Raw genomic sequence first — 25,645 nt, forward strand, 5'->3', positions numbered from 1 at the left:
CCACCGAACCCGGTCATGCCGCGGTCCGCTACACCAATCCGACCACCGGTGGGGACGTGATGCCCACGATCCGCGCCGAGTTCCACCGGTTGCGGGCCGGTGCCCGCACCAGGCCGCGCCGGGACGTCGGCTCGACGGTCTACCAGGTGTTCGAGGGGTCGGGCCGGTTCGTCCTCGGCGGGCAGGCGCGCACCGTCGGCACGGGCGACATGGTCGTGGTCCCGTCCTGGACGGAGTGGTCGATCGAGGCCGACTCCGAGTTCGACCTGTTCGCGTTCTCCGATGCCCCGATCGTCGAGCGCCTGCACTTTCATCGCACGTACATTTCCGAAGGAGCCTGAAATCTCATGAAGCTTGCCACCCTGCGCCGCGCCGGCGGCACCGTCGCGGTCCGTGTCGATTCCGACACCACCGCCACCGTCATCGACGGCTACCCGGATCTGTCCGTGCTGTTGACCGACCCGGACTGGAAGTCGATCGCGGAGAACGCGTCCGGTGACACCGTGAGCCTCGACGGCGCGGATTACGCGCCGGTGGTCCCGAATCCGGGGAAGATCATCTGTGTCGGGTTGAACTACGCCAACCACATCAAGGAGATGGGCCGGGAGCTGCCCGAGTTCCCGACCCTGTTCGCGAAGTTCCGGGAGGCGCTGACCGGGCCGTACGACGACGTGATCGTCCCCGCCTACGCCGCCGCCCAGCTGGACTGGGAGGGGGAGTTGGCGTTCGTCGTCGGCAGGCAGGCGTACCAGGTGTCGGAGTCGGACGCGGAGTCCTACATCGCCGGGTACTCGGTGATGAACGATTACACGATGCGCGACTACCAGTACCGGACGCTGCAGTGGGATCAGGGCAAGACGTTCGAGAAGACCAGCGGTTTCGGGCCGTTCCTGACGACCACCGACTCCTACCCGTTCGGCGGCGCCCTCGTCACGACGCTCGACGGGCAGGTGGTGCAGACCACCACCACCGACGATCTGGTGTTCACCCCGGCGAAGCTGGTGGAGTACATCTCCCACATCGTGACGCTGCAGCCCGGTGACGTTGTGATCACCGGCACCCCGGGCGGGGTCGGGCACGCCCGCAAGCCCGGTCTCTACATCCAGGACGGGCAGACGGTCGAGGTCACCATCGACGGGCTCGGTTCGGTGCGTAACAAGACGATCGTCAAGTAGGGGCCGTGAGTTTCCACGATCTCGCCCTGAACCAGCGGTTGCTGATCGCCCGCCGCGGCACGGCGTATTTCGCGCAGCGTCTCGCCGAGCTGACCGACGAGCAACTGCACGAGCCGACGGCGCTGTCCGGGTGGTCGCGCGCGCACCTGGTGGCGCACGTCGGCTACAACGCGGCCGCGTTGTGCCGGCTGCTGGACTGGGCGGCCACCGGGATCGAGACCGCGATGTATGCCTCGGCCGAGCAGCGGGGCCGGGAGATCGCCGAGGGCGCCACCCTGTCCGCGGCGGCGTTGCGAAACCTGTTCGACCACATCGTCGCCCGCCTCGACGAGAAGTGGCGGAACCTGCCGGCCGCGGCGTGGGAGGCGCAGGTGCGCACCGCGCAGGGCCGTACCGTGCCGGTGTCGGAGACGGCGTGGATGCGCACCCGGGAGGTGTGGATCCATGCCGTGGACCTGGGGAACGGTGGCCGGTTCGGCGACTTCCCCGACGTCGTGCTGGAGTCGCTGCTCACCGACATCGTCGGCATGTGGCGTCGCAAGGACCTCGGCGCGGGCCTGGTGCTCGCGGTCGATGGCTGTGAACCGGTTGCGGTGCAGCCGGATTCGCCAGCCACCGACAAGGTGTCCGGGCCCCTCGCCGCAGTGGTGCGGTGGGCCGCCGGCCGTGGCGCGGTCGGGCTCGGCCCGGACATCCCCGAGCCGCCGCACTGGCTGTGAGCGCTAGTACGACGCCCGGCCACCGCTGGCGTCGTAGACGGCACCGGTCGAGAAACTCAGCGCCTCGGACGACAACCATGCGACGAGTTCGGCGATCTCCTCGGGCCGTCCCATCCGGGCCATCGGGGTGAGACTCTGCGAGCGAGCGAGGATCGCCGGGTCGGTGCCGGCGTTCATCGGGCTCTCGACCGCCGCCGGGGCGACCACATTGGCGAGGACGCCGGTCGTCGCGATCTCCTTGCCGAGCGATTTCGTCAACGCGATCACCGCCGCCTTGGACGCCGAGTAGGCGCTCTGCCCGGGATTGCCATCCTTGGCCGCGATGCTCGCCATGTTCACGATCCGTCCCCAGCCGGCGCCGGTCATGGCGGGCACGAACGCGCGGCACACGAGGAACGTCCCCTCGACGTTGATGCGGAACGTGCGGCGCCAGTCCTCGAGTTCGACGTCGACCAGTGGCGCCGAGGGTCCCACGACACCGGCGCTGTTGACGAGGATGTCGACGCGGCCGAGGCGTGCGGCGAGGTTCTCGACGGCGTCGGCGTCGGTGACGTCGAGGCGCTCGTCGGCCCCGGCGGCGACGTCCGCGGTGACGACGCGGACCCCGGCGTCGGCGAGGCGTTTCGCGCACGCCGCACCGATTCCGCTCGCTCCGCCGGTGACGAGCGCGGTCGCGCCCTCGGGATACGTGACCATGGTGGTTTCTCCTCGCGACTGTGTGCGCATTAGTCTTGTTCTATGTGTGAAATCGGAATGATCTGTTTCGCACTGTGTACGAATTGGAATATATGGGCTGAGCCACACTCGTCAAACTCGCCGAAGGGAATCCGATGGAGATTCGCTGGCTGCAAGCGTTCGTCGCCGTCGCCGAAGAACTGCATTTCGGCCGGGCTGCCGCACGACTCCAGATGGCGCAGTCGCCGCTGAGCCAGACGGTGCGCAAACTCGAGAAGGACATCGGCGTGCCGCTGTTCGAGCGGAGTACCCGCAGCGTCGCGCTCACGTCGGCGGGCCACACGTTCCTGCCGCACGCCTACCGCATTCTCGAGAGCGTCGACATCGCGCGTCAGGCCACCCGCGCGTCCGCCGGGGGCGTGTACGGCCGCATCAAGATCGGCTTCACCGGCGTGCTCAACCATCTGTCGCTGCCGCCGCTCACCCGCGCGCTCCGGCAGCGTTACCCCGACATCGAACTCACCCTCGTCGGGCGAATCATGACCCGCGACGCCATCACCCAACTGGACAGTGGCGCACTCGATCTCGCGTTCGTCGGGCTTCCCGTCGAGACGGCCTCGGTGTCGACGCGGCTGATCCGCCGGGAGCCGTTCGGTGCTGTGCTGCCCGCGGATCACCCGCTCGCGTCGGAGCCGCAGATCGACCTGCGCGACCTCGCCGAGGACGGGTTCGTGACGACGCCGCTGTCGGCCGGTTCGGCGTTGCAGGAGGTGGCGATGCGCGCCTGCGTCGATGCGGGGTTCCGTCCCCGTGTCGTCCAGGAGATCACCGACCCGTACATGATCCTGATGCTGGTGGCGACGGGTGTCGGCGTGGCGCTGATGACGTCGGGCATCGCTGCGATCACGCCCCCGGGCACGGTGTTCGTGCCCCTCGCCGGCGAGCCCATCTACATGAACCACGGCCTCGCCTGGGCGCCCCGTCGTGTCTCCGATGCGCTCCGGGTGGCGCTCGCGGTGTCGGAGGAGATCCTGCCGACCCCAGATTAGGACCTTTTCGATCTTTATCTAAGACTTTTTTTGCGCTGGACTGCGCATAGTCCGCCATGACACGCTCGTCACGGTCCGGAACTTCGTGTGAGGTGAGTCACCTCCGAAGAACGCCTCGCGGCGACACCGGATCCTGGGACGAAAGGAACACCATGGCAAGCACGTCGACACGCGACACCGGGGGACAACCGAACGAGAACGCCCGCCGGGCCGCCGTCTCGGGATTCCTCGGCAGCACGCTCGAGTACTACGACTTCTTCATCTACGGGTCCGCGGCAGCGCTCGTCTTCCCGAAGATCTTCTTCCCGGGCGGAGGAGCGACGGCGACGTTGCTGTCGATCGGCACGCTCGGCGTCGCGTACATCGCGCGTCCGCTCGGCGCAGTCCTGTGGGGGCACCTCGGCGATCGATACGGCCGCAAGAATTCCCTGCTGGCCTGCCTGCTCCTCATGGGCATCGCGACGGTCGTCGTCGGCTGCCTTCCCACGTACGAGCAGATCGGGATGGCCGCGCCCATCATCCTGGTGGTCCTGCGGTTGCTGCAGGGCCTGTCCGCCGGCGGGGAATCGCCGGGATCCTCGGCGTTGACCCTCGAGCACGCGCCGGACGGTCGCCGTGCGTTCTTCACCTCGTTCACCATGAGCGGCATCATGTTCGGCATCGTCATCTCGAGTCTGGTGTTCATTCCCGTGGCGGCCCTGCCGGACGACGCGCTCTACTCGTGGGGCTGGCGGGTGCCGTTCCTGCTCAGCATCGTCGTGACGGGTGTCGCGGTCTGGTTGCGCCGCAAGCTCGACGAGCCGGAAGTCTTCGAGGAGCTGAAGGAACAGGACGACACGGCGGGCATCCCCGTCGTCGAGATGTTCCGCTCGCACTGGCGCACCGTGATCCGCATCAGCCTCAGCGCGACGTTCGCGATGATCAACACGATCGTCAACGTCTTCGCGCTGGCGTACGCCGTGCAGGTCGCCGGGCTCGAACGCTCCACCATGCTGTGGGCCATCGCCACCGCCAATTTCGTCGCGGTGCTCACCCAGCCGCTGTTCGGCGTCCTCGCCGACCGGATCGGCCGCAAGCCGGTGTTCGTGACGGGCGCCGTCGGCGCCGCAGGCATGGTGTTCGTGTTCTTCCACGCCATCGGAACCGGCAGTGCGCCCATGGTGTTCGCGGCCGGCATCGTCCTGATCGGCCTGTTCTACGCGATGCCCAACGGCGTGTACCCCGCGTACTTCCCCGAGCAGTTCCCCGCCAAGGTCCGGTACACCGGAATGGCCGTGAGCCTCATGCTGGGACTGCTGGTCGCCGGTTTCACCCCGGCCATCGCGCAGTGGCTGTCGGCGGGCGACACCGCGAACTGGACCCCGGTCGCCTGGATGTGCCTGGGCTTCGCCCTGCTGTCCTCGGCCGCCGCGCTCACCGGTCCCGAGACCTACCGCACCCCCACCGAGCAGTTGGGCGAACCCGACGCGACGACGGCCGGCACGCGAGAGCAGGCGCTCGTCCGCAACGACGCCTGACCGACACCTCTGCAGGAGATCTTCATGCACCCCGAATCCACCCGGCACCGGATCCGCCTCGTCGGGGCAGGGATCGCCACGTCCCTGTCCCCGGCGCTGCACGAACACGAGGCCGCCGCCCTCGGCCTCCCCGACTACCGCTACGACCTGATCGACGTCGCCGCGGAGGGCATCCCCGTCGACAGGTCCGGTGACACACTGCGGCGTGCCGTCGCGGCAGGCTGCACCGGGTTCAACATCACCCACCCGTGCAAGCAGGCGATCGCCGAATCCCTCGACGAACTGTCGGGCAACGCACGACTTCTCGGTGCCGTCAACACCGTCGTCGTCCGCGACGGCCGGCTGATCGGGCACAACACCGACCACAGCGGGTTCCTCGCCGCGCTGCGCCGCGGACTGCCCGACGCCGCGCTCGGATGCGTGGTTCTCGCCGGCGCCGGCGGTGCCGGTTCGGCCGTCGCCTACGCGCTCGCCGCCGCCGGGGTGCGGGACCTGCGGATCGCCGACCTCGACCCGTCCCGTGCCGCGGACGTCTGCGCGCGCCTCGAGGCCGCGTTCCCGCAGACGACGGTCACGGCCATCGGACTCGACGCGATCGAAGCGAACCTGGCGCACTGCGACGGCGTCGTCAACGCGTCCCCGATCGGCATGGTCGGGTATCCGGGAACGCCGTTCGACACCGGCGCGCTCCATCCCGGGCTGTGGGTCGCCGACATCGTCTACCGCCCGCTGCGCACCGAACTCGTGCTGGCGGCAACCGCTCTCGGCTGCGCCGTCCTCGACGGTGGCCAGATGCTCGTCGCGCAGGCGGCCGACACGTTCGCCCTCCTCACCGGGGTCACCCCCGACCCCGACCGCATGCGGCGCCACCTCGGCGACCTGCTCGCCGAGCAGTCCGCCCCGACCGCCCTGGAGGAGTCCCGATGACCGCGCACCCGTTCGCCGCGCCCCTCGACCTGGGCAATGTGCGACTGCGCAACCGCTTCGTGTCGGCCCCGATGGAACGCAACTACTGCGAGGTCGACGGCACGATGACCGACGAGTACATCGCGTATCTCGAACGCCGCGCGGCGGGCGGCGCGGCTCTCGTGTTCACCGAGGCGAGCTACGTGCGCGCCGACGGCAAGGGCCGCATCCGGCAGATGGGCGTCGACGTCGACGAACGCATCCCCGGCATCGCGAAGCTGGCCGACGCGATCCACGCGCAGGGCGCGCTGGTGGGTGTCGAACTCAACCACGGCGGCCGCACCGCTCAGGGCGCCGTCAGCGGATTCGTCCCCGTCGCACCGTCACCGATCCCCTGCGCGGTGGTCGGCGGTGACATGCCCGAGCAACTCGACGGCGACGACATCGAGCACATCGTCGAATGCTTCGGCGAGGCCGCCGCGCGCTGTCAGCAGGCCGGAATCGACGTCATCTCGTTGCACGGCGGTCACGGCTACCTCATCCACCAATTCCTCTCACCCGCGTACAACCACCGCGACGACGAGTGGGCCGACCCGACGCTGTTCGTCAACCGCGTCATCGACGCCGTCCGCAGCATGGCCCCGGGTATCGCTCTCGGACTCCGCTTTTCGGCGTTCGAGGCGATCGACGGCGGACTCGACGCCGAGACGACGCGCGCCCGGATCGACGCGATCGACACCGACCGGCTCGACTTCCTCGACGTCTCCGCAGGCAACTACGAATCGGGGCAGTGGATCATCCAGCCCGGTGAGTGGCCGCGCGGCCTCCTCGCCCCGTACTCGCGGCAGTACACGCGGGACTTCGACATCCCGGTCGGCGTCGCGGGCCGGATCAGTTCACCCGAGATCGCCGCGCAGATCATCGAATCCGGGCAGGCCGACTTCGTCAGCATGGCCCGCACCCTGCACGCCGATCCGGACTTCCCGAACCGAGCCCTGGACGGCGGCCGGTACCGGCCGTGCATCGCCTGCAACTACTGCATCGACAGCCTCGCAGCCGGACCCGTCCCGTGCTCGGTCAACCCGTGGGTGGGCCGCGAACTCGAGCAACCGTCCACGCCGGCGGACGTGCCCGTCCGCGTCGCGGTGGTCGGGGCCGGACCGTCCGGCATGGCGGCCGCCCGCGACCTCGCTATCGCCGGGCACCGGGTGGACCTCTACGACGAACGTGACAGCCTCGGTGGGGATTTCGCGCTGGCGTCCCGGCTCCACGAGTATCCCGAGTATTCGCGGATCGTCGACTGGTACCTCGCCGAACTCACCGACCTCGACGTCACCTGCCACCCCGGCACGCGGGTCGACGCCGGCGCACTGGCCGCCCTGGACTTCGACGCGATCGTGCTCGCGACCGGCGGCCGCGGACCCGCGGTCGATCTCCCCGGGGCCGGAACCCGCAGGGTCCGCGACGTCCGGGAGTACCTGGCATCCGGAGACCCGGCACCCGAGGCGATCACGATCTTCGGCGCCGACCGGGAGGCGGCAGCCGTCGCCGACGACCTGCTCCAGCACGGCACGACAGTCGTCATGATCGGCCCGCAGGAGACCATCGCCCACGACGTCGGCCGGCGCGGAAAGATCGTGCTGCTGCCGCGGCTCGCGGCGAGCGAGAACCTCACCACCCATCTGTCGTCGATCGTGACGCGGATCGAGGAAGACCGGGTGGTGATCGCGACCGGCGGCGAGGAGCGGGTGGTGGACGCCCCGGGCGAACTGCTGATCTCGCACGGCGTCGAGCCCCGCGCCGACCTGCTCGCCGCGCTGAGGGGGCTGGCACCGCGACTCGGCGTCCACCCCGTCGGCGACGCGAGCGGCGACGGCGGCTCCATCCACGCTGCGCTGGTGACCGCGGCCGATGTCGCCGCGAAGATCACCGCGGCAGCCGACGCCCGCGAGGAGATCAGCGCATGACGGCGATTCCGCCCCTCGGCCTCGGGACCTGGCCGCTGACCGGTCCGGACGCCACCCGGGCCGTGCTGTCCGGCATCGAGGCGGGCTACCGGCTGATCGACACGGCCGCCATCTACGGGAACGAGGACGCCGTCGGCGCCGCCCTCGCGGAGTGCGGTCTGCCCCGCGACGAACTGTTCGTCACCACCAAACTGCGGGGGAGCGATCACGTGTCGGGTGACATCCGCGGTGCCGTCGAACGCAGCCTGAAGAGTCTCGGGCTCGATCGGCTCGACCTGTTCCTCATCCACTGGCCGCTGCCACGCCACGACAGGTACGTGGCGGCATTCGAGGCGATGCTCGCCTGCCGCGACGCCGGCCTGGTCCGTTACGTCGGTGTCTCCAACTTCCTGGGCACGCACCTGCGCCGCGTCGTCGCCGAGACCGGGGAGGCCCCGGCCGTCAACCAGATTCAGATGGACCCCTCGCTCGCCCGGCTGCCCGTCCGCCGCGCGAACGACGAACTCGAGGTGTCCACACAGTCGTGGAGTCCGCTCGGCCGCGGCGACGTGCTCGGCGCACCCGCGGTCACTGCGATCGCCGAACGCCTCGGCCACTCGCCCGCGCAGGTGGTCCTGGCCTGGCATCGCGCGCAGGGTGTCGTCCCGATTGTCCGGTCGGCCGATCCCGCACGTCAGGCCGAGAACCTGGCCGCCCTCGACGTCCGGCTCACCGCCGGGGACGTCGACGCCCTGAACCGTCTCGACCGCGGCGAGTCCGCGGCCCGGGACGTCGAAACCGAGGAGCACTTCTGATGGCACTACGAATCGGCATCGTCGGCTGCGGCAAGATCGCCGGCAACCACGCCCGGGCCTTGCAGCAGGTGCCCGGCGTCGAGGTCGTCGGGTGCTGCGACCCCGACCTGGAACGGGCCCGGACATTCGCTGCGGCGCACGGCATCACGACGGCCGTCGGGTCGGTCGCGGAATTACTCGCGCTCGGTCTCGACGCGTGCACCGTGTGCACCCCGCATCCCGTCCACGAAGAGGTCGTCGTCGCGGCCGCGCAGGCGGGCATCCACGTGTTGTGCGAGAAGCCGATCGCCGTCGACGTCGCCGCCGCCGATCGGATGATCGAGGCCGCCGACCGCGCGGGCATCACGTTCGGGGTGCTGTTCCAGCGCCGATTCTGGCCCGCCGCCCGCCGCATCCGGGATGCGATCGACGACGGCCGGATCGGCGTCCCGGTGCTCGGGGAGGCGTCGGTGATCCTGCACCGTCCGTCGTCGTACTACTCCGCCGACGCGTGGCGCGGACGGTGGGACACCGACGGCGGCGGTGTCCTCATGACGCAGGCCGTGCACCAGATCGACATGCTGCAGTGGTTCATGGGCGAGGCCGTCCAGGTGTGCGGCTTCATCCGCACCCACACGCACGGCGAGCACATCGAGACCGAGGACAGCGCGTCGGCGGTCGTGTCGTTCGCGTCGGGCGGCACCGCCACCGTCACCGCGACCACCGGCGCCAACCACAACCTCGGCAACCGGGTCACCGTGATCGGGCAGACCGGTGCGATCGCGAGCGTCCTCGAATTCCCGGAAGGACAGGAAGGGGTCAACGAAATCTGGACCGTGCCGGGCAGCACCGAGTTCCGGGCGCCCTTCACCTCCGACGTCCGCGCCAACCTCGACGTCACCGAGGTCAACGCCGGACTCGCCGATTTCCACACCCTCCAGGTGCAGGACTTCGCGGACGCCGTCCTGACCGGCCGGGCGCCTGCCGTCACCGGACGCGACGCCCGCGCCTCGCTCGCGATCGTCGCCGCCGTCTACGAGTCGTCCCGCACGGGCCGGGTCGTCGACCTCACGCCCGCCCCGGCCCCCGTCACCATCAAGGAGAACGCATGACCCCCAACCCTTCCACCCCGGCCTACGACGTCGTCGTCATCGGCTCCGGCGCGGGCGGCCTGTCCGCCGCCGTCGCCGCCGCCGACGGGGGAGCGTCCGTCCTCGTCGTCGAGAAGGCGGACACGTGCGGCGGCGCCACGGCGTGGTCGGGCGGATGGATGTGGACGCCGCGGAATCTGTTCGCGCACGCGGACGGTGTCAACGAGGACCGCTCGGCGCCCCGCACGTATCTCGAACACCGGCTCGGCGAGAACTTCGACGCCGCCAAGGTCGACGCCCTGCTCGACGGCGCGCCCGAGATGGTGGAGTTCTTCGAGAAGAAGACGGCGCTGCAGTTCGTTCCGGGCGCGAAGATCGCCGACATCCACGGCGACACACCGGGTGCCGGAACGGGCCACCGCTCGGTCGGACCGAAACCGGTGAGCCTGCGGAAACTCGGACCCGACGTCGCGGCCCTGCTCCGGCGGCAACTCTACGAGACGTCGTTCCTCGGCATGGGCATCATGGCCGGCCCCGACCTGCAGGCGTTCCTGCACTCGACCCGGTCGGCGAAGGCGTTTCTCCACTGCACGAAACGGGTGTCCACCCACCTGCTCGACCTCGCCACCAAGCGTCGCGGACAGCAACTGGTCAACGGCACCGCGCTCGTCGGCAGGCTGTTGCGGTCGGCGCTCGACGCCGGCGTCGAGATCCGCGTGAGCACGGCGGCCACCGCGCTGACCACCGACTCCGCCGGCAGCGTCACCGGTGTCCGGCTGGCGGGCCCGGACGGCGCCTACACCGTGAGCGCCCGCCGCGGCGTCGTCCTCGCGACCGGCGGCTTCAGTCGCGACCTCGACCGGCGCCGCGCACTGTTCCCCCGCACCCCCACCGGACGCGAGCATTGGACGTTGACCCCGTCCACGACCACCGGCGACGGCATCACCCTAGGCGAATCGGTCGGCGGCCGACTCGACGACTCGGTCGCCTCCCCGGTCGCGTACTGCCCGGTGTCGATCATCCGGTACCGCAACGGCAAGGAGGGCGTGTTCCCGCACATCCTCGACCGCGGAAAGCCCGGCGCCATCGGTGTTCTCGCGGACGGACGACGCTTCGTCAACGAGGGGCTCGGCTACCACGACTACACGCTCGCGATGGTCGAGCAGGTGCCCGACGGCGAGGAGGTGTGCTCCTGGCTGATCGCCGACCAGCGGTACCTGCGGTACTTCCCGCTCGGCATGGCCAAGCCGCTGCCGATCCCCACGTGGCCGTACCTGAAGTCGGGCTACCTCACCCGCGGCCGCACGGTGCGCGAACTGGCCGAGAAGATCGGCGTCGACCCGGACGGCCTGGAGAAGACGGTCGCGGCGTTCAACGAGGGCGCCCGCGACGGCGTCGACCCCGAATTCGGTCGGGGCACCACACCGTTCACCGTCGGGTCCGGAGACGCCGACAACCCCTGGCCCAACCCGGCGCTCGCGCCGCTCGACGAGGGCCCGTTCTACGCGGTCAAGGTGGTCCCCGGCAGCTTCGGCACGTTCGCGGGCCTGGTCACCGATTCGACGTCCCGGGTGCTGAACGACGACGACCAGCCGATCGGCGGACTGTTCGCCGTCGGCGTCGACCAGTCCAGCGTCATGGGTGGTCACTACCCGTCCGGCGGCATCAACCTCGGCCCGGCCATGACCTTCGGCTACCTCACCGGTCGCCGCCTCGCCTCGACGACAGGAGAACTCCGATGACCGCCCCACTCGGCCTTGCCGCGCTCACGGTGCTCGACACCGCGCCGCTCGAGCAGGTGGACCTCGCCGAGAAGCACGGTTTCGACACCATCGGCATCCGGTTGCTGCCCGCCGCACCCGGCACCACCGCCTACCCGCTGCACCAGGACCCGGCCGCCCTCGACGCGCTGGTGCGCCGTCTCGAGGATTCGCCGATCGAGGTATTCGACCTCGAAATCATCCGGCTGGGAGCCGATTTCGACGAGAAGGACTACGTTCCGCTCCTCGAGGCGGGCGCACGGCTCGGCGCGAAGGCCGTGCTCGTCGGCGGCGACGACCGCGATCGCCCCCGGCTCACCGACTCCTACGCGCGGCTCGCGGAACTGTGCGCGCAGTACGGCATCGTCGCGAGCCTCGAGTTCATGCCGTGGACGGCGGTGCCCGACGCGGCCGCGGCCGTCGAGATCGTGTCGCAGGCCGACGGCCCGGCGCGCAGCGTGCTGGTGGATGCCCTGCACGTCGGACGGTCGAGCACCACTGCGGCCGACCTCGCGGCGATCCCGCGGGAGTGGCTGCACTACGCGCAGATGTGCGACGGCTCGGTGCCGGCGCCCACCGACGACGCCGAGCTGATCCGTCAGGCGCGCGAAGAGCGACTTGTGCCAGGGACGGGTGGCATCCCGCTCGCCGACATCTGGGCGACGTTGCCGGCGGGCCTGCCGGTGAGCGTCGAACTCCCCAACGAGCCGCTCCGGCGGTCGGTCGGCACGGACACGTGGCTCGAGCGGCTGGTCGCCGCCACCCGGGAGGTGCTCGCGCAGGTTCCGTCGGCCACCGGCGGCTGATCGTCCGCGCTACCGTTCTTCCATGCCCCGTCCCGACAACGTCCCCGCGTACACGATGCGCCAGCTGGCGGCGTTCGTCGCGGTGGCGGAGACCGGGACGATCAGCGGTGCGGCCGAGCGGATGCATCTGTCGCAGTCGGCGTTGTCCGCGGCGGTGACGGACCTGGAGAAGGCGCTGAAGGCGCAGTTGTGCGTCCGCCGGCGGGCCCGCGGTGTGCAGCTGACCCCGACGGGGGAGGCGGTGCTGTCGCGGGCGCGTGCCCTGTTGCAGCAGGCGGGGGAATTGCAGTCCGACGCGTCCGGTGCGGGAGGGGTCGTCGCCGGGCCGATCGCCGTCGGCTGCTACCCGGCGCTCGGCCCGACGATCCTGCCGTCGATGCTGTACGCGTTCACCACCGAGTACCCGCGCGCGTCGGTGGAGTTCCGCGAAGACACCCAGAACCGGTTGCGGACGGAACTCGAGGGCGGCGAACTCGACGTCGCCATCGTCTACGACCTCGACCTGCCCCCGGACTGGCAGACCGTGCCGCTGATGACCCGGGAGCCGATGGTGGTGCTCGGGGCGGAACATCCGCTGGCGGGCGTCGACGGGCCGGTGCGCCTCGCGGATCTCGCGGAGCACCCGATGGTGCTGCTGGACGCGCCACCGAGCACCAACCATGCGATGGACGTCTGCCGGCAGGCCGGGTTCGCGCCCCGGGTGGCGTACCGGACCGCGAACTTCGAGACGGCGCGGGCCTTCGTCGGGCGCGGTCTCGGGTGGACGCTGCTACTGCAACGGCCCCGGGTGGACGTCACGTACGAGGGCCTGCCCGTCGTCGTGAAACCGATCGCCGAACCGAAACCGGCGTCGGTGGCCGTCGTCGTCGCGTGGCACCAGGAGGCGACGCTGAGCCGGGTCGCGCGGGCGTTCATCCGGTTCGTCACGGCCTGAACTGCGGATTCGTGCCTTCCACGGATTTTCTGCAATTCATGCGGGGATAGTCCCGCTTTTCAGACGTATGTGAGTGGGGTCATTGTTTTCCGGTAGCGCGATGAGTGTGGCGCAGCAGAACCGGGAAGGCAGACGATGACGGCAATCACCGAGGCGACACCGCCGGTGTCTCACAAGGAAGCGCGCAGGGCAGTCCTGTCGAGCTTCGTCGGTACCGCGATCGAGTGGTACGACTTCTTCATCTACGGCACCGCCGCAGCCCTCGTGATCGGACCGCAGTTCTTCCCCGGCGCGTCGACGTTCGCCGGAACCCTCGCCGCCTTCGCCACGTTCGCGGTCGGCTTCGTCGCCCGCCCCATCGGCGGTGTCGTCATGGGTCACTTCGGTGACCGCATCGGACGCAAGTCGATGCTGGTGCTGTCGCTGACGATGATGGGCGCCGCGACCGTCGGCATCGGACTGCTCCCGAACTTCGAGGCCATCGGGGTGGCCGCGCCCATCCTGCTGGTGGCGTTGCGGTTCGTGCAGGGCATCGGCGTCGGCGGCGAATGGGGCGGCGCGGTGCTCATGGCCACCGAGCACGCGCCCGAGGGCAAGCGCGGCCTGTACGGCGCGGCGCCGCAGATGGGCGTTCCGGCCGGAGTGATCATGGCGAACGTCGTGTTCCTCGCCGTCACCCAGTTGCTGTCCGACGACGCGTTCCAGACGTGGGGCTGGCGGGTGCCGTTCCTGATGAGCGCCGTGCTCGTCGGCGTCGCGATGTGGATCCGGCTCGGCGTCTTCGAGTCCCCGGCGTTCGCGGAGGCCAAGGAGAGCGACACGATCGTGAAGATGCCGATCGTCGAGGTGCTGACCAGGAACTGGCGGACGGTCCTGCTCGCGGCGGGCACGTTCATCGCGACCAACGGCATCGCCTACGTGTTCATGGTGTACGTCCTGACGTACGGCACCGAGGAACTCGGGTACAGCCGCGCCACGATGCTCACCCTGCTGATCGTCGCGTGCCCGGTCTGGATGGCGGGCATGGCGGTGTCGGCCTGGAAGTCGGACGTGCTCGGCAGGCGCCGGGTGTACACGTGGAGTTCGGTCGCTCTGGTGATCGTCGCGGCGGCGTTCTTCCCCCTCATCGACACGGCGTCGATTCCCGTCATGCTGCTCGCGATGATCGTGATGGCCGCGGTGCTCGGCACCACCGCCGGTCCGCAGTCGGCACTGTTCGCGGAACTCTTCCCCGCCCACATCCGCTACAGCGGTGCGTCGCTCGGCTACCAGATCGGCGCGATCCTCGGCGGCGGGCTCGCACCGTTCATGGCGACGTGGCTGTTCGGGGCCTTCGGGAGTTCGACGGCCGTCACCGCCTATTTCGTGGTGATCGCCGTGATCAGTCTCGTCGCGATCCTGCTGCTGCCGGAAACGAACACGATTGCACGAAATGTGGAGGCCGCCTGACATGTCCACCTACTTCCAACCCCGGAAATACGCGGCGACGGACTTCGCGTCGACCAGTGCAACCGACGAGGCCCTGCCCGTCGTCGTCGTGGGCGCCGGACCGGTCGGCATGGGCGTCGCGCTCGGCCTCGCGCAGCGCGGCATCCCCGTCACCGTGCTCGAGGCCGCCGACCAGGTGTCGTTCGGCAGCCGCGCCATCTGTATCTCCCGGCACAGCCTCGAGGTCGCGGCCAGGCTCGGGTTCGGGCCGGAACTCGAGAAGATCGTGCTCCCCTGGATGGGAGGGCGCAGCTTCTACCGCGACGAACAGGTGCTGCACTTCGAGATGGCGCACGGCGAACACGACGTCCGCGGGCCCATGGTCAACGTGTCGCAGTCCGAGATCGAGCAGATCATGACCGACACCCTGCTCGCGCACCCGCTGATCACGTTCCACTGGTCGTCGAGCGTCGCCGGGGTCCTGCGGTCGGACGAGGAGGTGACCCTCGACGTCGACACCGCGTTCGGCGTGCGCCGGCTCCGCGCACAGTGGGTCGTCGCCGCCGACGGCGGTCGCAGCCGGATGCGGGAACTCGCGGGAATCCGGTTGCAGGGAAACAGTTATCAGGGCAGTTACGTCATCGCCGACATCCACTGGGAATCGGCGCTGCCCGCCGAGAGGATGGTGTGGTTCGACCCGCCGAGCAACCCCGGCTCGACGATCATCATGCATCGGCAGCCCCGCGACATCTGGCGCATCGACTACCAACTCGACAGTTCCGACGACGCCGAACTCGAGACGCAGGAAGACCGCATCCGCGACCGGATCACACGGCACCTCGACTGGCTCGAGAACGACGTGCCGTGGACCCTCGAATGGCACGGCTTCTACCGCGCGCACGCGCTCGCACTGGACGACTTCACACACGGTCGCATCCTGTTCGCCGGCGACGCCGCCCACCTGGTCCCCATCTTCGGTGTCCGCGGGCTGAACTCCGGCATGGAGGACGCCGAGACCCTCGCCTGGACCCTGGCCGCCGTCGTCCACGGGACCGCGGACGAGGCTCTCCTACATGCGTATTCGACCGAGCGTCGTGCTGCCTGGCAGCAGAACGTCGACAACGCGGGCAAGTCGACGCTCATCATGTCGCCCGGCAGCCACGGCTACCGCACCACCCGCGACGCCGTCCTGGCGTTGGCCACGACCCGCCCGGAGTTCGGGCATCTCATCAACCCGCGGCAGTCGAGTGCCACGCACGCGCACCTGTCGCCGCTCACGTGGCCGGTGGCCGAGGGGACGACCGGGGTGCTGCCCGGGGATCCGATGGAGGACCGCCGCGTTCGGGTCGTCACCGCCGGTGGATCGGTGGAGTCTTCGCTGAACCGCGTCCGCGGAACGGGTTTCGCGGTGGTGGGCATCGGGGTCGACCCGGCCGGTGCCGACGTCGTCGCCGCGCACGCGTCCGCGCTCGCGATGGCGCTGGCGCCCGAGACGGTGCGGGCGGTCGTCGTCCCGGCGGCGGGTGCGGCGGTGGACGCGGCGGACGACCTGACGGTCCTCGACGACCCCGACGGGGTGCTGGCGCAGGCCCTCGGCGCGTCCGCGGGGGAATGCTTCGTGATCCGTCCGGACGGACTCGTCCTGTGCCGGGTCCGGGACCTGTCTCTGCTCGGCGACGTGCCCGCGCACCTGCGGGCGGCGACCGCCCCCGTGCACGGTGTCGTCCCCGCGCACACGGAGACGACTGCGACGCCGCAGGAACTGCTCCGCGAGAACGTGTGGACGGGACTGTCGGAGGCGCTGGACCAGGCGGAGGACTCGGACCGGGAGGGCTTCCTGACCCGGCTCGCGTTGCTGCTCGGGTCGCAGTCGGGCAGGCGGGAGTTCGAGGAAGCGCTCGCCGCCGCCTCCCACGTGAGCGGCAAAGCGTGCTCCGGCACGCCACGGCACTCACATGTGGGCGCTTAGCCTGGGGGCATGGCGCACGCACAGTTCCTGAACTCACCCAAGACCTTCGTCGTCGACGCACTCCGCGGGGTCGTCGCCACCACCGACGACCTGGAATGGCATCCGGAACCGGGTTATCTCACCCGCCGGGAACCGTTGCCGTCCGGGCAGGTCGCGTTGCTGTCGGGCGGTGGGTCCGGGCACGAACCGCTGCACGCCGGATTCGTCGGCCGGGGCATGCTCACCGGAGCCTGCCCCGGCCTGATCTTCAGCTCGCCCAACGCGCTGCAGGTGCGGGCCGCCACCCGCGCCGTCGACGCCGGCGGCGGGGTCGTGCACATCGTGAAGAACTACACCGGCGACGTCCTCAACTTCCGCATCGCCGGTGACCTGGTGGCAGAGGACGGCATCGCGGTCGAGCACGTGCTCGTCGCCGACGACGTCGCATCCGAGCGGGAGGACGGGCCCGGACGGCGCGGCACCGCGGCCACGATCGCGGTCGAGAAGATCTGCGGCGCTTCGGCCGAACGCGGAGACGACCTCGCCGCCGTCGCGGAGTTCGGGCGACGCACGGCCCGGAATTCGCGCAGCATGGCGGTGGCGTTGCGAGCGTGCACCGTGCCCGGGTCGGACTCGCCGTCGTTCGACCTGCCGGAGGGGCAGATCGAACTCGGGATCGGCATCCACGGCGAACGCGGAACCGACCGGGTCGACGCACTGCCCGCCGCCGAACTGGTCCACCGGCTCACCGACCCCGTGCTCGACTCGCTCGGCGTGCAGCGGGGCGAGTCGGTGATCGCCATCGTCAACGGCCTCGGCGCGGCCCATCCGCTGGAGTTGCAACTGCTGTTCGGTGAACTTGCCGACCATCTCGCGGAGCGGGGCGTGGTGATCCGGCGGTCGCTGGTCGGCAGTTTCGTCACCGCCCTCGACATGGACGGCGCGTCCGTCACGCTGGTGCGCTGCGACGACGAACTCCTCGACCTGTGGGACGCACCGACCGCCGCACCGGGATGGCCGAACGCCCCGACCGGTGAATTCCGCGGCATCGCAGACCGATCCGCGGTGCAGTTCCGGTCGGACGTCGCCTCCCGTGAGGACGAGCCGGAGGTGGCCGGTACCGCCGGCACGTTGGGCAGGGCGGCAGTGGGGGCGTGGATCGGCGCGTTCGTGGAGAAGGTGCTCGCCGAGGAGCCGAACCTCACCGACCTCGACCGCCGCGCAGGCGACGGCGACTTCGGCACCAACATGGTGGCGGCACTCGACCACGTCGACGTCGCCGGGATCCGCGACCGGTACTCCCCGGCCACGGTGTTCGAGTCGCTGTCCGACGCCTACCTCGGTCACGCGGGCGGCACGTCGGGCGCGCTGTTCGGGGTCTGGTTCCGGCAGTTCTCCCGGGCGGCCGTCGACGCACCGCAGGGTCTGGACACGAAGGCGATCGCCGCCGGGGCACGGGCGGGCCTCGACACGATTCAGGAACTCGGCGGGGCGCAACCCGGGGACAAGACGATGATCGACGCCATCGACCCCGCCGTCGCCGCCCTCGAGTCGGCCGTCGAGCAGGGCAAGAATCCGGCCGACGCCCTGGCCGAGGCGGCGGACGCCGCCGCCCGCGGCGCCGAGGCGACCGCCGCCATCACCGCGCGGCGCGGCCGGGCCAGCTACATCGGCGAGGCGGCGCGGGGCGTCGTGGACCCCGGCGCCCACGTGCTGTCCTGGTTCTTCGCCGAGGCCGCGGAAGCAGCCCGCAGCACCGGGTAGTGACCGCGCACCGGGCACGGCACGTAGGGTGAGGAGCAGAACGCCGAGTCGTGCTGCGCAAACCCGTCGCCACACCTCTCCCGAACTGCGTACGGGACGCAGAATCACGGACGGACAAAGAGACAGTGGAAGACACCGCCAGCCGGGGAATCCAGGCCTTCATCGCCGATGTCGTGGAGCGGGGTGGCAAGGCAGTCCGGCTCACCCATTCGCGGCGCAACCCCGTCCAGGTCTGGGGCGACGACGGCACGAGTTGCATCGTGCGGGTGCGGTCCAAACTCAGCGGCGACTGGCAGGCCCGCAAACAGGACGAGTCGCTCGACGACGACGACACCGGATCGCAATTCTGGGTGTTCGTCGATCTCGCGAGTTCCCCGGAGGAGTTCTTCGTCGTGCCCTCGTCCGAGGTCGCCGACGACATCCGCGCCGAGGTGGACCTGTGGATGATGGACACCCCGGGGCGCACGCGGACCGGGCATCACGCGATTCCGCTGAGCCGGGTCGCGCACGGCCGCGGGCGCTGGGACCTGCTCGGCCTGGCGGGGGAGAAGGACCCCAGTCGCTACAGCGACGCGCAGCGCGCCACGACGGCGGCCACGTTGCGTGCCGACGCCGCCGCCCGCGCCGCCGCCAGGAAGAAGCCGGCCAAGGCGACCGCAGCCTTGGAGGAGCTGGTCGATGTCCGGCTCGAGGTGGTCGCCGATTTCGAGGGGTATCGGTTGGTCGGACGGTTCGATTCCGGCACCGGGACGTTGGAGATCACCCGCGGTCCGATGCAGGGTCGCCGGTTCCCCGACCCCACGACCGCGGCGACCGCCGTTGCCAGTCACATCAGCGGCGACGTCGAGACCCGCGACGGCTGGGAATTCTGGCGCACCGAACAGGGTGAACGAATTCCTCTGGAGCAGAACGTTATTCGGTAATATCTGAGAGTTCCCTGAAATCTGTTCCGGTGCGCGGCGGTTGAGAATACCCTGAGGTGGGTATCGCAGACATGATCCGCCGTGCCCCGGCGGGAGTGGCCACGGCCGATGGGAGCTCATCATGCGAATCGTCGACGGCGCAGTGAACGCCGTGACAGGTGCTGCGAACGCGACGACGAGTGCGGTCGGCGCGGTCGGAGGAGCGGCACTCGGCGGTGTGGTCGGCGGTGTGGTCGGCGGAGTCCGCGGGGCGGCGAGCGGGGCCCGGGCCGGCATGGAGAGCGGAAGTCATTCCACACCGGCCGCAGCGCTGACCCTGGCCGCCGTCGGCGCGGCGGGACTGGTCGAGTGGCCGGTGCTGGTCACCGCGGGCGGGGCGGCGCTCGTGCTGCGACAGTTCGGCGCGGGGTCCCGGACCTCACGCGACACCGAAGCCCCGACGTCGGCCGCACAGTAGCTGCCGTGGGACTCGGTCGATACCTCACCGCTGCCGCCGATCTGGTGGCCACCACCGCGCGGACCGCGACACAGATCACCACCGAGGTGCTGGGCGGAACCCCGGCCCGCCGCACGAGTTCCGGACACGGCCGTGCCTGGATCGAGATCCGCGGACTCGACGGGCCGCACGGCGACGATGTGGCCGCGTCCGTTGTCGGCGCGGTCCGGGCGACCGCCGGTGTGGACGGAGCCGAACTCAACTGCGCGCTGTCCCGCCTGGTGGTGACGGTCGGCGACCACGGACCGTCGGTCGCCGTGCTGTGCCAGGTAGTCACGCGCGCGGAGGACGCCGCCCGCCCCCTCGCTCGCGGCGGCGTTCGGGACCGGCCCAGGGAACTGCCCGGCGACGACGTCGCACTCGCCGAACGGGCTCTCGCACTGGCCGCCGCGACGACGGGCCTGGTCGCAGCGGTCGGTGTCCGGCTGCTTCCGATGCCCAGCCTGCCGGCGGCGGTGCCCGCCGCCGCGGTCACGTTCGTCAACTATCAGCCGCGACTGCGCGGCATGGTCGAGAACCGGCTCGGGCCGGACGCCGCCGAACTGCTGCTCGCCACCGCTCAGGCCGTCGGCGACGTGCTGCGGCGCGCGCCGGCGTCTCTCGCCGTCGACGTGGCGTTGCGGTCGGCGATCACGGCGGAGGCGTGGTCCGGCCGGCGGGTGTGGCACCGCCGCGAACCCGAACTGGCCCGGGACCCCGCGGATGACTCGGCCAGCCGCCCCCGCGTGCGCGGCACGTCCGGACCGGTGGAGCGGGACGTCGACCGGGCGGCGATCGCGCAGTTCGCAGGGGCGACGGCGGTGGGGGTCGCGACCCGCAGTGTCGCGGGCGCCGCGGACGCGGCCCTGGTCGCCGCGCCGAAGGCGGCCCGCACCGCACGGGAGACCTTCGCCGCGACGCTGGGCCGCGGACTCGCCGACCGGCACTCCGTGCTGGTGCTGCGACCCGCCGCGCTGCGCCGCCTGGACCGGGTCGACGCGGTGGTCGTGGACCCGTCGGTGCTGCACACGGCGGAACTGCGGGTGAGCGGACTCCGTGCCGTTCGGGACGCCGACCGGACGCGGGTGTGGGAGTCCGCGAGGTCCGCCGTCGAGGCCGGCGCGCTCGGGGTGGGCTGGCACGCGCTCTCCGACCTGCCGGGCGATGTCGCCTCGGCCGCCGTGGACGAGGATTCCGCCGTCCTCGTGACACCCGCCCACCACGCGAACGCGGCGGCCGTGCTCGCGCAGGCCCGCACGTCGGGCGCCCAGGTGATGTCGGTGAACGTGGACGGACTCGGCGGACTCCGCTCGGCTTTCGACGACCTGCTCCCGTCGAGCGGATCGCCGGATGCGGACCTCCGTGACGCCGTCGCGCAGTTGCAGGCGAACGGCGCGACGGTCGCGGTGGTGGCCGGCCACGCGCCGCACGCCCTGTCGGCGGCCGACGTCGGCATCGGTGTTGTCGTCGGCGACTCCCCGACACCGTGGTGTGCGGACCTGCTGGTCGACGATCTCGCCGGGGTCTGGCGGGTGCTGCGGTCCGTGCCCGACGCCCGGACGGCGAGCCGCCGCGGCGTCGAGATCGCCACGGCGGCGTCGATGCTCGGCGCGCTCGTGATGCTGCCGGGAGTGCGCGGCCGCGGACCCGGGCCAGTCACGGTCGGTGCGGCGGCAGGACTGTGGACGGGACACTCCCTCGCGCGCAGTGTGCTGCGGGCCGACATTCCCCCGGTCGCCCCGGTTCACGCCTGGCACGAGATGCCGGCGGCGGAGGTGCGCCGTCTGCTGCCCGTGCACGACGCCGCGGACGTCGCGACGCCCCGGCCCCGCTCGGTGCGTCTGGTGCTGACCCCGGTGCAGGCGATCGGGCGGCTCACCGCGTGGCCGGTCGGCCTGGCCTGGGACTTCGGGCGGGCGATGCGCACGGAACTGTCGGATCCGCTGACCCCGGTCCTCGCGACCGGATCGGCGGCGAGCGCGCTGCTGGGGTCGCCGATCGACGCGGTGCTCGTGGGATCGGTGCTCGCGGGGAACGCCGCGCTGTCGGCCGTGCAACGCCTGCATGCGGAACGGCTGCTGAACAGGTTGCTGGCGGCGGGGGATCCGCCCGCACACCGCGTCGCCGGATCATCGAACAGCCGGGTGACGGAGCGGGTGGAGGCGTCGCGACTGCGGCCGGGCGACGTGATCGACATCTGCCCCGGCGAGGTGGTGCCCTCCGACGGCAGGCTCGTCGAGGCAGCCGGTGTCGAGGTCGACGAATCCTCGCTGACCGGGGAATCGCTGCCGGTGAGCAAGCAGACGTCGCCGACGCCGGGCGCACCGATCGGCGAACGCGCCTGCATGGTGTTCGCGGGAACCACGATCCTCACCGGCACGGCGACGGCGATCGTCACGGCGGTCGGCGACGCGACGGAAGCGGGACGCGCCGGCGCGATCACCCCGGTGAGTGCGTCGCACGTGGGTCTACAGGCGCAGCTCCGGAGCCTCACCGACCGGGTGCTGCCCGTCAGCGTCGGGGGCGGCGCGCTGGTGACCGCCGTCGGATTCCTGCGCGGCACCGGACTGCGGCAGGCCGTCACCAGTGGTGTCGCGGTCGCGGTGGCCGCGGTTCCGGAGGGGCTGCCGCTCGTCGCGACCCTGGCGCAGCAGGCCGCCGCGCGTAGACTGACGCGATCGGGCGCGCTGGTGCGGGCGCCGCGGTCCGTCGAAGCGCTCGGCCGCGTCGACGTGGTGTGCTTCGACAAGACCGGCACCCTGAGTGAGAACCGCCTGCGGGTGGTCTCCGCCGTCCCGCGGCCGGGGTTCGATCGCGACGACGTGCTCGCATGCGCGGGCCGCAGCGCCGTGACCCCCGACGGCAGTCCGGCCGCGCACGCCACCGACGTCGCGATCGCCGACGCGGCAGCGGACCTGCTGCCACCGGAGGACGAGCACCGCAGCTATCTTCCGTTCCGATCCGGACGGCCCTACTCCGCCTCGTTGTCGGGGACGGACCTGTCGTTGAAGGGTGCACCGGAGGTCGTGGTCGCCGCCTGCACCGGAATCGACGCCGACGAGGTCCACGACACCGTCCTCGGCATGGCCGCCGACGGGTTGCGCGTCATCGCCGTCGCCCGCCGGACCGTCACGACATTCCAGTCGCGACGCGCGGCCGACGACGCCGACGTATTCGACGAACTGTGCGGCGACGGGCTGCAACTCGTCGGACTACTCGGGCTGGCCGACACCCCTCGCCCCGAGGCGGCCGGACTGCTCCCCGACCTGGAACGCCTGCAGGTCGGGGTCCGGCTGATCACGGGCGACCATCCCGTCACGGCCACCGCCATCACGCGAGAGCTGGGACTGCCCGTGTCGTCCGAGCAGGTGATCAGCGGCACCGAATGGGACACCCTGTCGCACCGGGGGCAGGAGAACGCCGTCGAGAAGTGCGTCGTCTTCGCCCGGATGACACCCGAACACAAGGTGCAGATCGTGCAGACCCTCGAACGTGTCGGTCACGTCTGCGCAATGGTCGGCGACGGCGCCAACGACGCCGCCGCGATCCGGGCCGCGAGTGTGGGGATCGGCGTCAGCTCGCGCGGCAGCGACCCCGCCCGCAGCGCCGCGGACGTGGTGCTCCTCGACGGCCGCGTCGATGCACTGCGCGACGCCCTCGACGAGGGCCGCCAGCTGTGGCGGCGGGTCCAGGCCGGGGTGTCGGTGCTGCTCGGCGGAAACGCCGGGGAGGTGGCGTTCGCCCTGATCGGCAGCGCGATCGCCGGACGGTCGCCGCTCACCGCGCGTCAACTTCTGCTGGTGAACGTGCTCACCGACGCCCTGCCGGCGGCCGCGCTCGCGGTGAGCCCGCCCAACGAACAGACCCGGGGCGAGGGCCGCGGGCCGGACAGTGCGGCGCTGTGGCGGACCGTCGCGATCCGCGGCGCCGCGACCGCGGCAGGCGCGACGACGGCGTGGGCGCTGGCGAGCGTGACCGGCAGGCAACGCCGGGCGTCGACGGTCGGGCTGGTCGCGCTGGTCGGAACCCAGCTGGGGCAGACGCTCATCGATTCGCGCAGCCCGCTCGTCGTCCTCACCGCGGGCGGGTCACTCGCCGCGCTCACCGTGATGGTCAGTACGCCCGGAGTCAGTCAGCTCCTGGGATGCACCCCGCTCGGACCGGTCGGGTGGGCGCAGGCGCTGGGGTGCGCGGGTGCAGCGACCGCGGCAGCCGCGTTCGCGCCGGCACTGCTGGAGAGGCTTGTGGGTGATCAGTCGACGATCTCGATCACGCCCGCCCGCAGCAGCACCGCGTACACCTCCCGCAGCGGTGGCGTGAGCACCCGGGTGACCACACCGGTCAACGGGTCCCCGGCGCCGGACAAGACACCGGCAGCGGTCTGGGCGACAGCACTCAGCACAACCGACACGGTCCGCGGTCAAGGTGGCTGACCGGCAAACGGAACGCACAAGGGAGACGAACTATGGCCCAACGAACGTCGGAGGCGCAGTCGCACAGCGACGCCGTCCAGCGGGTGCAGGAGGCCCACAGCTTCGCGGTGCAGCTGCCGATCCTCGGCAGGGTGCCGTTGCCGCGCCCCGAGCAGCTGGCATTCTTCGCGGCGATCGGCCTGCTCGCCGCCGTCGAAATCATCGAATGGCCGGTTGCGCTGACCATCGCAGCGGGACACGTGCTGATCACCGATCAGCACAACCGGGCCGTCCAGGAGATCGGGGAGGCGCTGGAAGGCGTGTGACGCGGGTCCGGGTCAGGCGGGCGGGCAGGCCGGTGACGTCAGCTGCGCGATCGCCACGATCGAGCAGGCCGTGGCCTTCGACAGCTTCCACGTCCCGTTCTCGCCGGGCACGAAGATGGCGGGCAGGGTGTTCTGCTGCACCTGGCCGTTGATCGTCAACTGCAACTGCGCGCTGGCGCTGCCGTCGCCGTTGTCGATCACCGGGTCCAGCACCTGAACCTGCGCACCCGCCTGCTGAGCGGCGGCCGCGACCTGGTTGAACAGATTCGGGTCCTGTTCCGAACCCTCCACCATGGCGATCTTCTCGTCGAGCGGAGTGGCCGGGTCGAGGCCCTTCGCCAGCAGGGCGTTGAGGTCGGCCGCGGTCGGCAGTTCGAGTTCGGCGGTGGTCTCAGCCGCCGACGTGGTGGTGGACGTGGTGGTCCCACCCGAGCTGGAAGACTCGTCGGAACCACAGGCGGACATCGTGAGGGCTGCGGCGATCGCTACCGCGGCAACCGTGATCTTGCGGATCGTCAACTCAGTTACCTCTTCGTATCTCGGTGCGCAGGTCGTTCGGTCTCACATCGAGTCTGAAGGTTTGCGGAGCGTCGCGCCGTCGAAGCCAGAGAATTCTCAGACTTCGCCCGAATTCACGCCGCCGTGCCGAACGCGCCGCGGTACGGAGTGGCGTGACTCCACTGCAGTGCCGCAGCGGTGATGTCGGACGCGGGAAGGTCGCCGTGATGGGTCTGGATGAACGCGATCAACGCGCGGGCGGTGCGGGCGAGGGCAACCTTGTGCTGCCGGGACGTCTCCGCGAGTTCGGTGAACGCGTCGTTCTCGGAGCAGCCGCGGAAGGCGATGAGGATGCCGACCGCGATGTCGACCGCCGTGCGGGTGGAGTAGGTGGGCGTCGTCATGAATGTTCTCCCAACCTGCGTCGGAACGGGTACCACTCCATCTTCCCGCACCGGGTACTGCGTCGAAAGAGTTCGAATCGCCCGGTGCATTAGTC

At 70.7% G+C, this 25,645-nt stretch carries 21 protein-coding genes and 2 pseudogenes; 19 read left to right on the top strand and 4 right to left on the bottom strand.

Annotation, left to right across the window (positions count from 1 at the left end; all coding sequences use genetic code 11):
• The 3 genes and pseudogenes from ACFU5V_RS41240 to ACFU5V_RS41250 form a co-directional block, all read left to right on the top strand.
• Positions 1-341 (top strand): annotated as a pseudogene (locus tag ACFU5V_RS41240) (cupin); the annotation flags it as partial.
• A gap of 6 nt (positions 342-347) precedes the next feature.
• Complete coding sequence (locus ACFU5V_RS41245) at positions 348-1,175, top strand: fumarylacetoacetate hydrolase family protein (protein WP_378706951.1); 828 nt, start codon at positions 348-350, stop codon at positions 1,173-1,175.
• Between the two features lie 5 nt (positions 1,176-1,180).
• A complete protein-coding gene (locus tag ACFU5V_RS41250) occupies positions 1,181-1,894 on the top strand; it encodes a maleylpyruvate isomerase family mycothiol-dependent enzyme (RefSeq protein WP_378706953.1) in 714 nt (237 codons plus the stop codon).
• A gap of 3 nt (positions 1,895-1,897) precedes the next feature.
• Here the strand turns inward: ACFU5V_RS41250 and ACFU5V_RS41255 are convergent, their stop codons facing one another.
• Positions 1,898-2,590, bottom strand: coding sequence for an SDR family NAD(P)-dependent oxidoreductase (locus tag ACFU5V_RS41255; protein WP_378441398.1), 693 nt, complete (start codon positions 2,588-2,590; stop codon positions 1,898-1,900).
• Between the two features lie 134 nt (positions 2,591-2,724).
• Here ACFU5V_RS41255 and ACFU5V_RS41260 point away from each other — a divergent pair, with 134 nt between their 5' ends.
• From ACFU5V_RS41260 to ACFU5V_RS41330, 15 genes and pseudogenes are all read left to right on the top strand, one after another.
• Positions 2,725-3,618 carry a LysR family transcriptional regulator gene (locus ACFU5V_RS41260; protein ID WP_378706955.1) on the top strand — a complete coding sequence of 298 codons (894 nt, stop codon included), beginning with the start codon at positions 2,725-2,727 and terminating at the stop codon, positions 3,616-3,618.
• Positions 3,619-3,770: 152 nt separating this feature from the next.
• Positions 3,771-5,135 (top strand): MFS transporter, encoded by a 1,365-nt coding sequence (locus ACFU5V_RS41265; RefSeq protein WP_378706957.1) that lies wholly within the window; start codon positions 3,771-3,773, stop codon positions 5,133-5,135.
• Between the two features lie 24 nt (positions 5,136-5,159).
• On the top strand, positions 5,160-6,062 hold the full coding sequence (locus tag ACFU5V_RS41270) for a shikimate dehydrogenase (RefSeq protein ID WP_378706959.1): 903 nt from the start codon (positions 5,160-5,162) through the stop codon (positions 6,060-6,062).
• The gene (locus ACFU5V_RS41275; protein WP_378706961.1) at positions 6,059-8,008 is read left to right on the top strand and encodes an FAD-dependent oxidoreductase; all 1,950 of its coding nucleotides are present in this window, start codon (positions 6,059-6,061) and stop codon (positions 8,006-8,008) included. Before ACFU5V_RS41270 ends, ACFU5V_RS41275 begins: the two co-directional genes overlap by 4 nt.
• Positions 8,005-8,802, top strand: coding sequence for an aldo/keto reductase (locus ACFU5V_RS41280; protein WP_378706963.1), 798 nt, complete (start codon positions 8,005-8,007; stop codon positions 8,800-8,802). The genes ACFU5V_RS41275 and ACFU5V_RS41280 overlap by 4 nt, the downstream gene beginning before the upstream one ends.
• Positions 8,802-9,893 (top strand): Gfo/Idh/MocA family protein, encoded by a 1,092-nt coding sequence (locus ACFU5V_RS41285; RefSeq protein ID WP_378706965.1) that lies wholly within the window; start codon positions 8,802-8,804, stop codon positions 9,891-9,893. Before ACFU5V_RS41280 ends, ACFU5V_RS41285 begins: the two co-directional genes overlap by 1 nt.
• Positions 9,890-11,614 (top strand): FAD-dependent oxidoreductase, encoded by a 1,725-nt coding sequence (locus ACFU5V_RS41290; RefSeq protein WP_378706967.1) that lies wholly within the window; start codon positions 9,890-9,892, stop codon positions 11,612-11,614. Before ACFU5V_RS41285 ends, ACFU5V_RS41290 begins: the two co-directional genes overlap by 4 nt.
• The gene (locus ACFU5V_RS41295) at positions 11,611-12,438 is read left to right on the top strand and encodes a sugar phosphate isomerase/epimerase family protein (protein ID WP_378706969.1); all 828 of its coding nucleotides are present in this window, start codon (positions 11,611-11,613) and stop codon (positions 12,436-12,438) included. The genes ACFU5V_RS41290 and ACFU5V_RS41295 overlap by 4 nt, the downstream gene beginning before the upstream one ends.
• A 22-nt stretch (positions 12,439-12,460) precedes the next feature.
• The gene (locus ACFU5V_RS41300; protein ID WP_378706971.1) at positions 12,461-13,372 is read left to right on the top strand and encodes a LysR substrate-binding domain-containing protein; all 912 of its coding nucleotides are present in this window, start codon (positions 12,461-12,463) and stop codon (positions 13,370-13,372) included.
• A 135-nt stretch (positions 13,373-13,507) separates the two neighbouring features.
• Entirely contained in the window at positions 13,508-14,821 is a 1,314-nt protein-coding gene (locus ACFU5V_RS41305) for an MFS transporter (protein WP_378706973.1), read from the top strand.
• Position 14,822: 1 nt separating this feature from the next.
• On the top strand, positions 14,823-16,769 hold the full coding sequence (locus ACFU5V_RS41310) for an FAD-dependent monooxygenase (RefSeq protein WP_378706975.1): 1,947 nt from the start codon (positions 14,823-14,825) through the stop codon (positions 16,767-16,769).
• Between the two features lie 9 nt (positions 16,770-16,778).
• Positions 16,779-18,512 (top strand): dihydroxyacetone kinase subunit DhaL, encoded by a 1,734-nt coding sequence (gene dhaL, locus ACFU5V_RS41315; protein ID WP_378706977.1) that lies wholly within the window; start codon positions 16,779-16,781, stop codon positions 18,510-18,512.
• A gap of 125 nt (positions 18,513-18,637) precedes the next feature.
• Entirely contained in the window at positions 18,638-19,435 is a 798-nt protein-coding gene (locus ACFU5V_RS41320) for a hypothetical protein (RefSeq protein ID WP_378706979.1), read from the top strand.
• Between the two features lie 121 nt (positions 19,436-19,556).
• Positions 19,557-19,892 carry a hypothetical protein gene (locus ACFU5V_RS41325; protein WP_378706981.1) on the top strand — a complete coding sequence of 112 codons (336 nt, stop codon included), beginning with the start codon at positions 19,557-19,559 and terminating at the stop codon, positions 19,890-19,892.
• 1,937 nt (positions 19,893-21,829) lie between these two features.
• Positions 21,830-24,109: pseudogene (locus tag ACFU5V_RS41330) on the top strand (cation-translocating P-type ATPase); the annotation flags it as partial.
• A gap of 53 nt (positions 24,110-24,162) precedes the next feature.
• Here ACFU5V_RS41330 and ACFU5V_RS41335 read toward each other — a convergent pair.
• Positions 24,163-24,321 carry an Rv1535 domain-containing protein gene (locus ACFU5V_RS41335; protein WP_378706996.1) on the bottom strand — a complete coding sequence of 53 codons (159 nt, stop codon included), beginning with the start codon at positions 24,319-24,321 and terminating at the stop codon, positions 24,163-24,165.
• A 54-nt stretch (positions 24,322-24,375) separates the two neighbouring features.
• Between ACFU5V_RS41335 and ACFU5V_RS41340 the strand changes: the two genes are divergently transcribed.
• Complete coding sequence (locus tag ACFU5V_RS41340) at positions 24,376-24,648, top strand: hypothetical protein (protein ID WP_378438323.1); 273 nt, start codon at positions 24,376-24,378, stop codon at positions 24,646-24,648.
• Between the two features lie 12 nt (positions 24,649-24,660).
• On the opposite strand, the gene ACFU5V_RS41345 is transcribed toward ACFU5V_RS41340, so the two are convergent.
• A complete protein-coding gene (locus ACFU5V_RS41345) occupies positions 24,661-25,167 on the bottom strand; it encodes a hypothetical protein (RefSeq protein WP_378706983.1) in 507 nt (168 codons plus the stop codon).
• A 113-nt stretch (positions 25,168-25,280) separates the two neighbouring features.
• Complete coding sequence (locus ACFU5V_RS41350; protein ID WP_378706985.1) at positions 25,281-25,550, bottom strand: ANTAR domain-containing protein; 270 nt, start codon at positions 25,548-25,550, stop codon at positions 25,281-25,283.
• Positions 25,551-25,645 lie beyond the last annotated feature (95 nt).

This window comes from Rhodococcus sp. NPDC057529 (assembly GCF_042802055.1).
GTDB lineage: Bacteria > Actinomycetota > Actinomycetes > Mycobacteriales > Mycobacteriaceae > Rhodococcus_F.

Excerpts from the sequence above, each read along its gene's own strand:
- ACFU5V_RS41290 (WP_378706967.1), top strand. The coding sequence starts at position 9,890 with ATGACCCCCAACCCTTCCACCCCGGCCTACGACGTCGTCGTCATCGGC.
- ACFU5V_RS41285 (WP_378706965.1), top strand. The coding sequence starts at position 8,802 with ATGGCACTACGAATCGGCATCGTCGGCTGCGGCAAGATCGCCGGCAAC.
- ACFU5V_RS41270 (WP_378706959.1), top strand. The coding sequence starts at position 5,160 with ATGCACCCCGAATCCACCCGGCACCGGATCCGCCTCGTCGGGGCAGGG.
- ACFU5V_RS41300 (WP_378706971.1), top strand. The coding sequence starts at position 12,461 with ATGCCCCGTCCCGACAACGTCCCCGCGTACACGATGCGCCAGCTGGCG.
- ACFU5V_RS41245 (WP_378706951.1), top strand. The coding sequence starts at position 348 with ATGAAGCTTGCCACCCTGCGCCGCGCCGGCGGCACCGTCGCGGTCCGT.
- ACFU5V_RS41260 (WP_378706955.1), top strand. The coding sequence starts at position 2,725 with ATGGAGATTCGCTGGCTGCAAGCGTTCGTCGCCGTCGCCGAAGAACTG.
- ACFU5V_RS41275 (WP_378706961.1), top strand. The coding sequence starts at position 6,059 with ATGACCGCGCACCCGTTCGCCGCGCCCCTCGACCTGGGCAATGTGCGA.
- ACFU5V_RS41295 (WP_378706969.1), top strand. The coding sequence starts at position 11,611 with ATGACCGCCCCACTCGGCCTTGCCGCGCTCACGGTGCTCGACACCGCG.
- ACFU5V_RS41325 (WP_378706981.1), top strand. The coding sequence starts at position 19,557 with ATGCGAATCGTCGACGGCGCAGTGAACGCCGTGACAGGTGCTGCGAAC.
- ACFU5V_RS41265 (WP_378706957.1), top strand. The coding sequence starts at position 3,771 with ATGGCAAGCACGTCGACACGCGACACCGGGGGACAACCGAACGAGAAC.
- dhaL (WP_378706977.1), top strand. The coding sequence starts at position 16,779 with ATGGCGCACGCACAGTTCCTGAACTCACCCAAGACCTTCGTCGTCGAC.
- ACFU5V_RS41255 (WP_378441398.1), bottom strand. The coding sequence starts at position 2,590 with ATGGTCACGTATCCCGAGGGCGCGACCGCGCTCGTCACCGGCGGAGCG.
- ACFU5V_RS41350 (WP_378706985.1), bottom strand. The coding sequence starts at position 25,550 with ATGACGACGCCCACCTACTCCACCCGCACGGCGGTCGACATCGCGGTC.
- ACFU5V_RS41280 (WP_378706963.1), top strand. The coding sequence starts at position 8,005 with ATGACGGCGATTCCGCCCCTCGGCCTCGGGACCTGGCCGCTGACCGGT.
- ACFU5V_RS41310 (WP_378706975.1), top strand. The coding sequence starts at position 14,823 with ATGTCCACCTACTTCCAACCCCGGAAATACGCGGCGACGGACTTCGCG.
- ACFU5V_RS41340 (WP_378438323.1), top strand. The coding sequence starts at position 24,376 with ATGGCCCAACGAACGTCGGAGGCGCAGTCGCACAGCGACGCCGTCCAG.
- ACFU5V_RS41305 (WP_378706973.1), top strand. The coding sequence starts at position 13,508 with ATGACGGCAATCACCGAGGCGACACCGCCGGTGTCTCACAAGGAAGCG.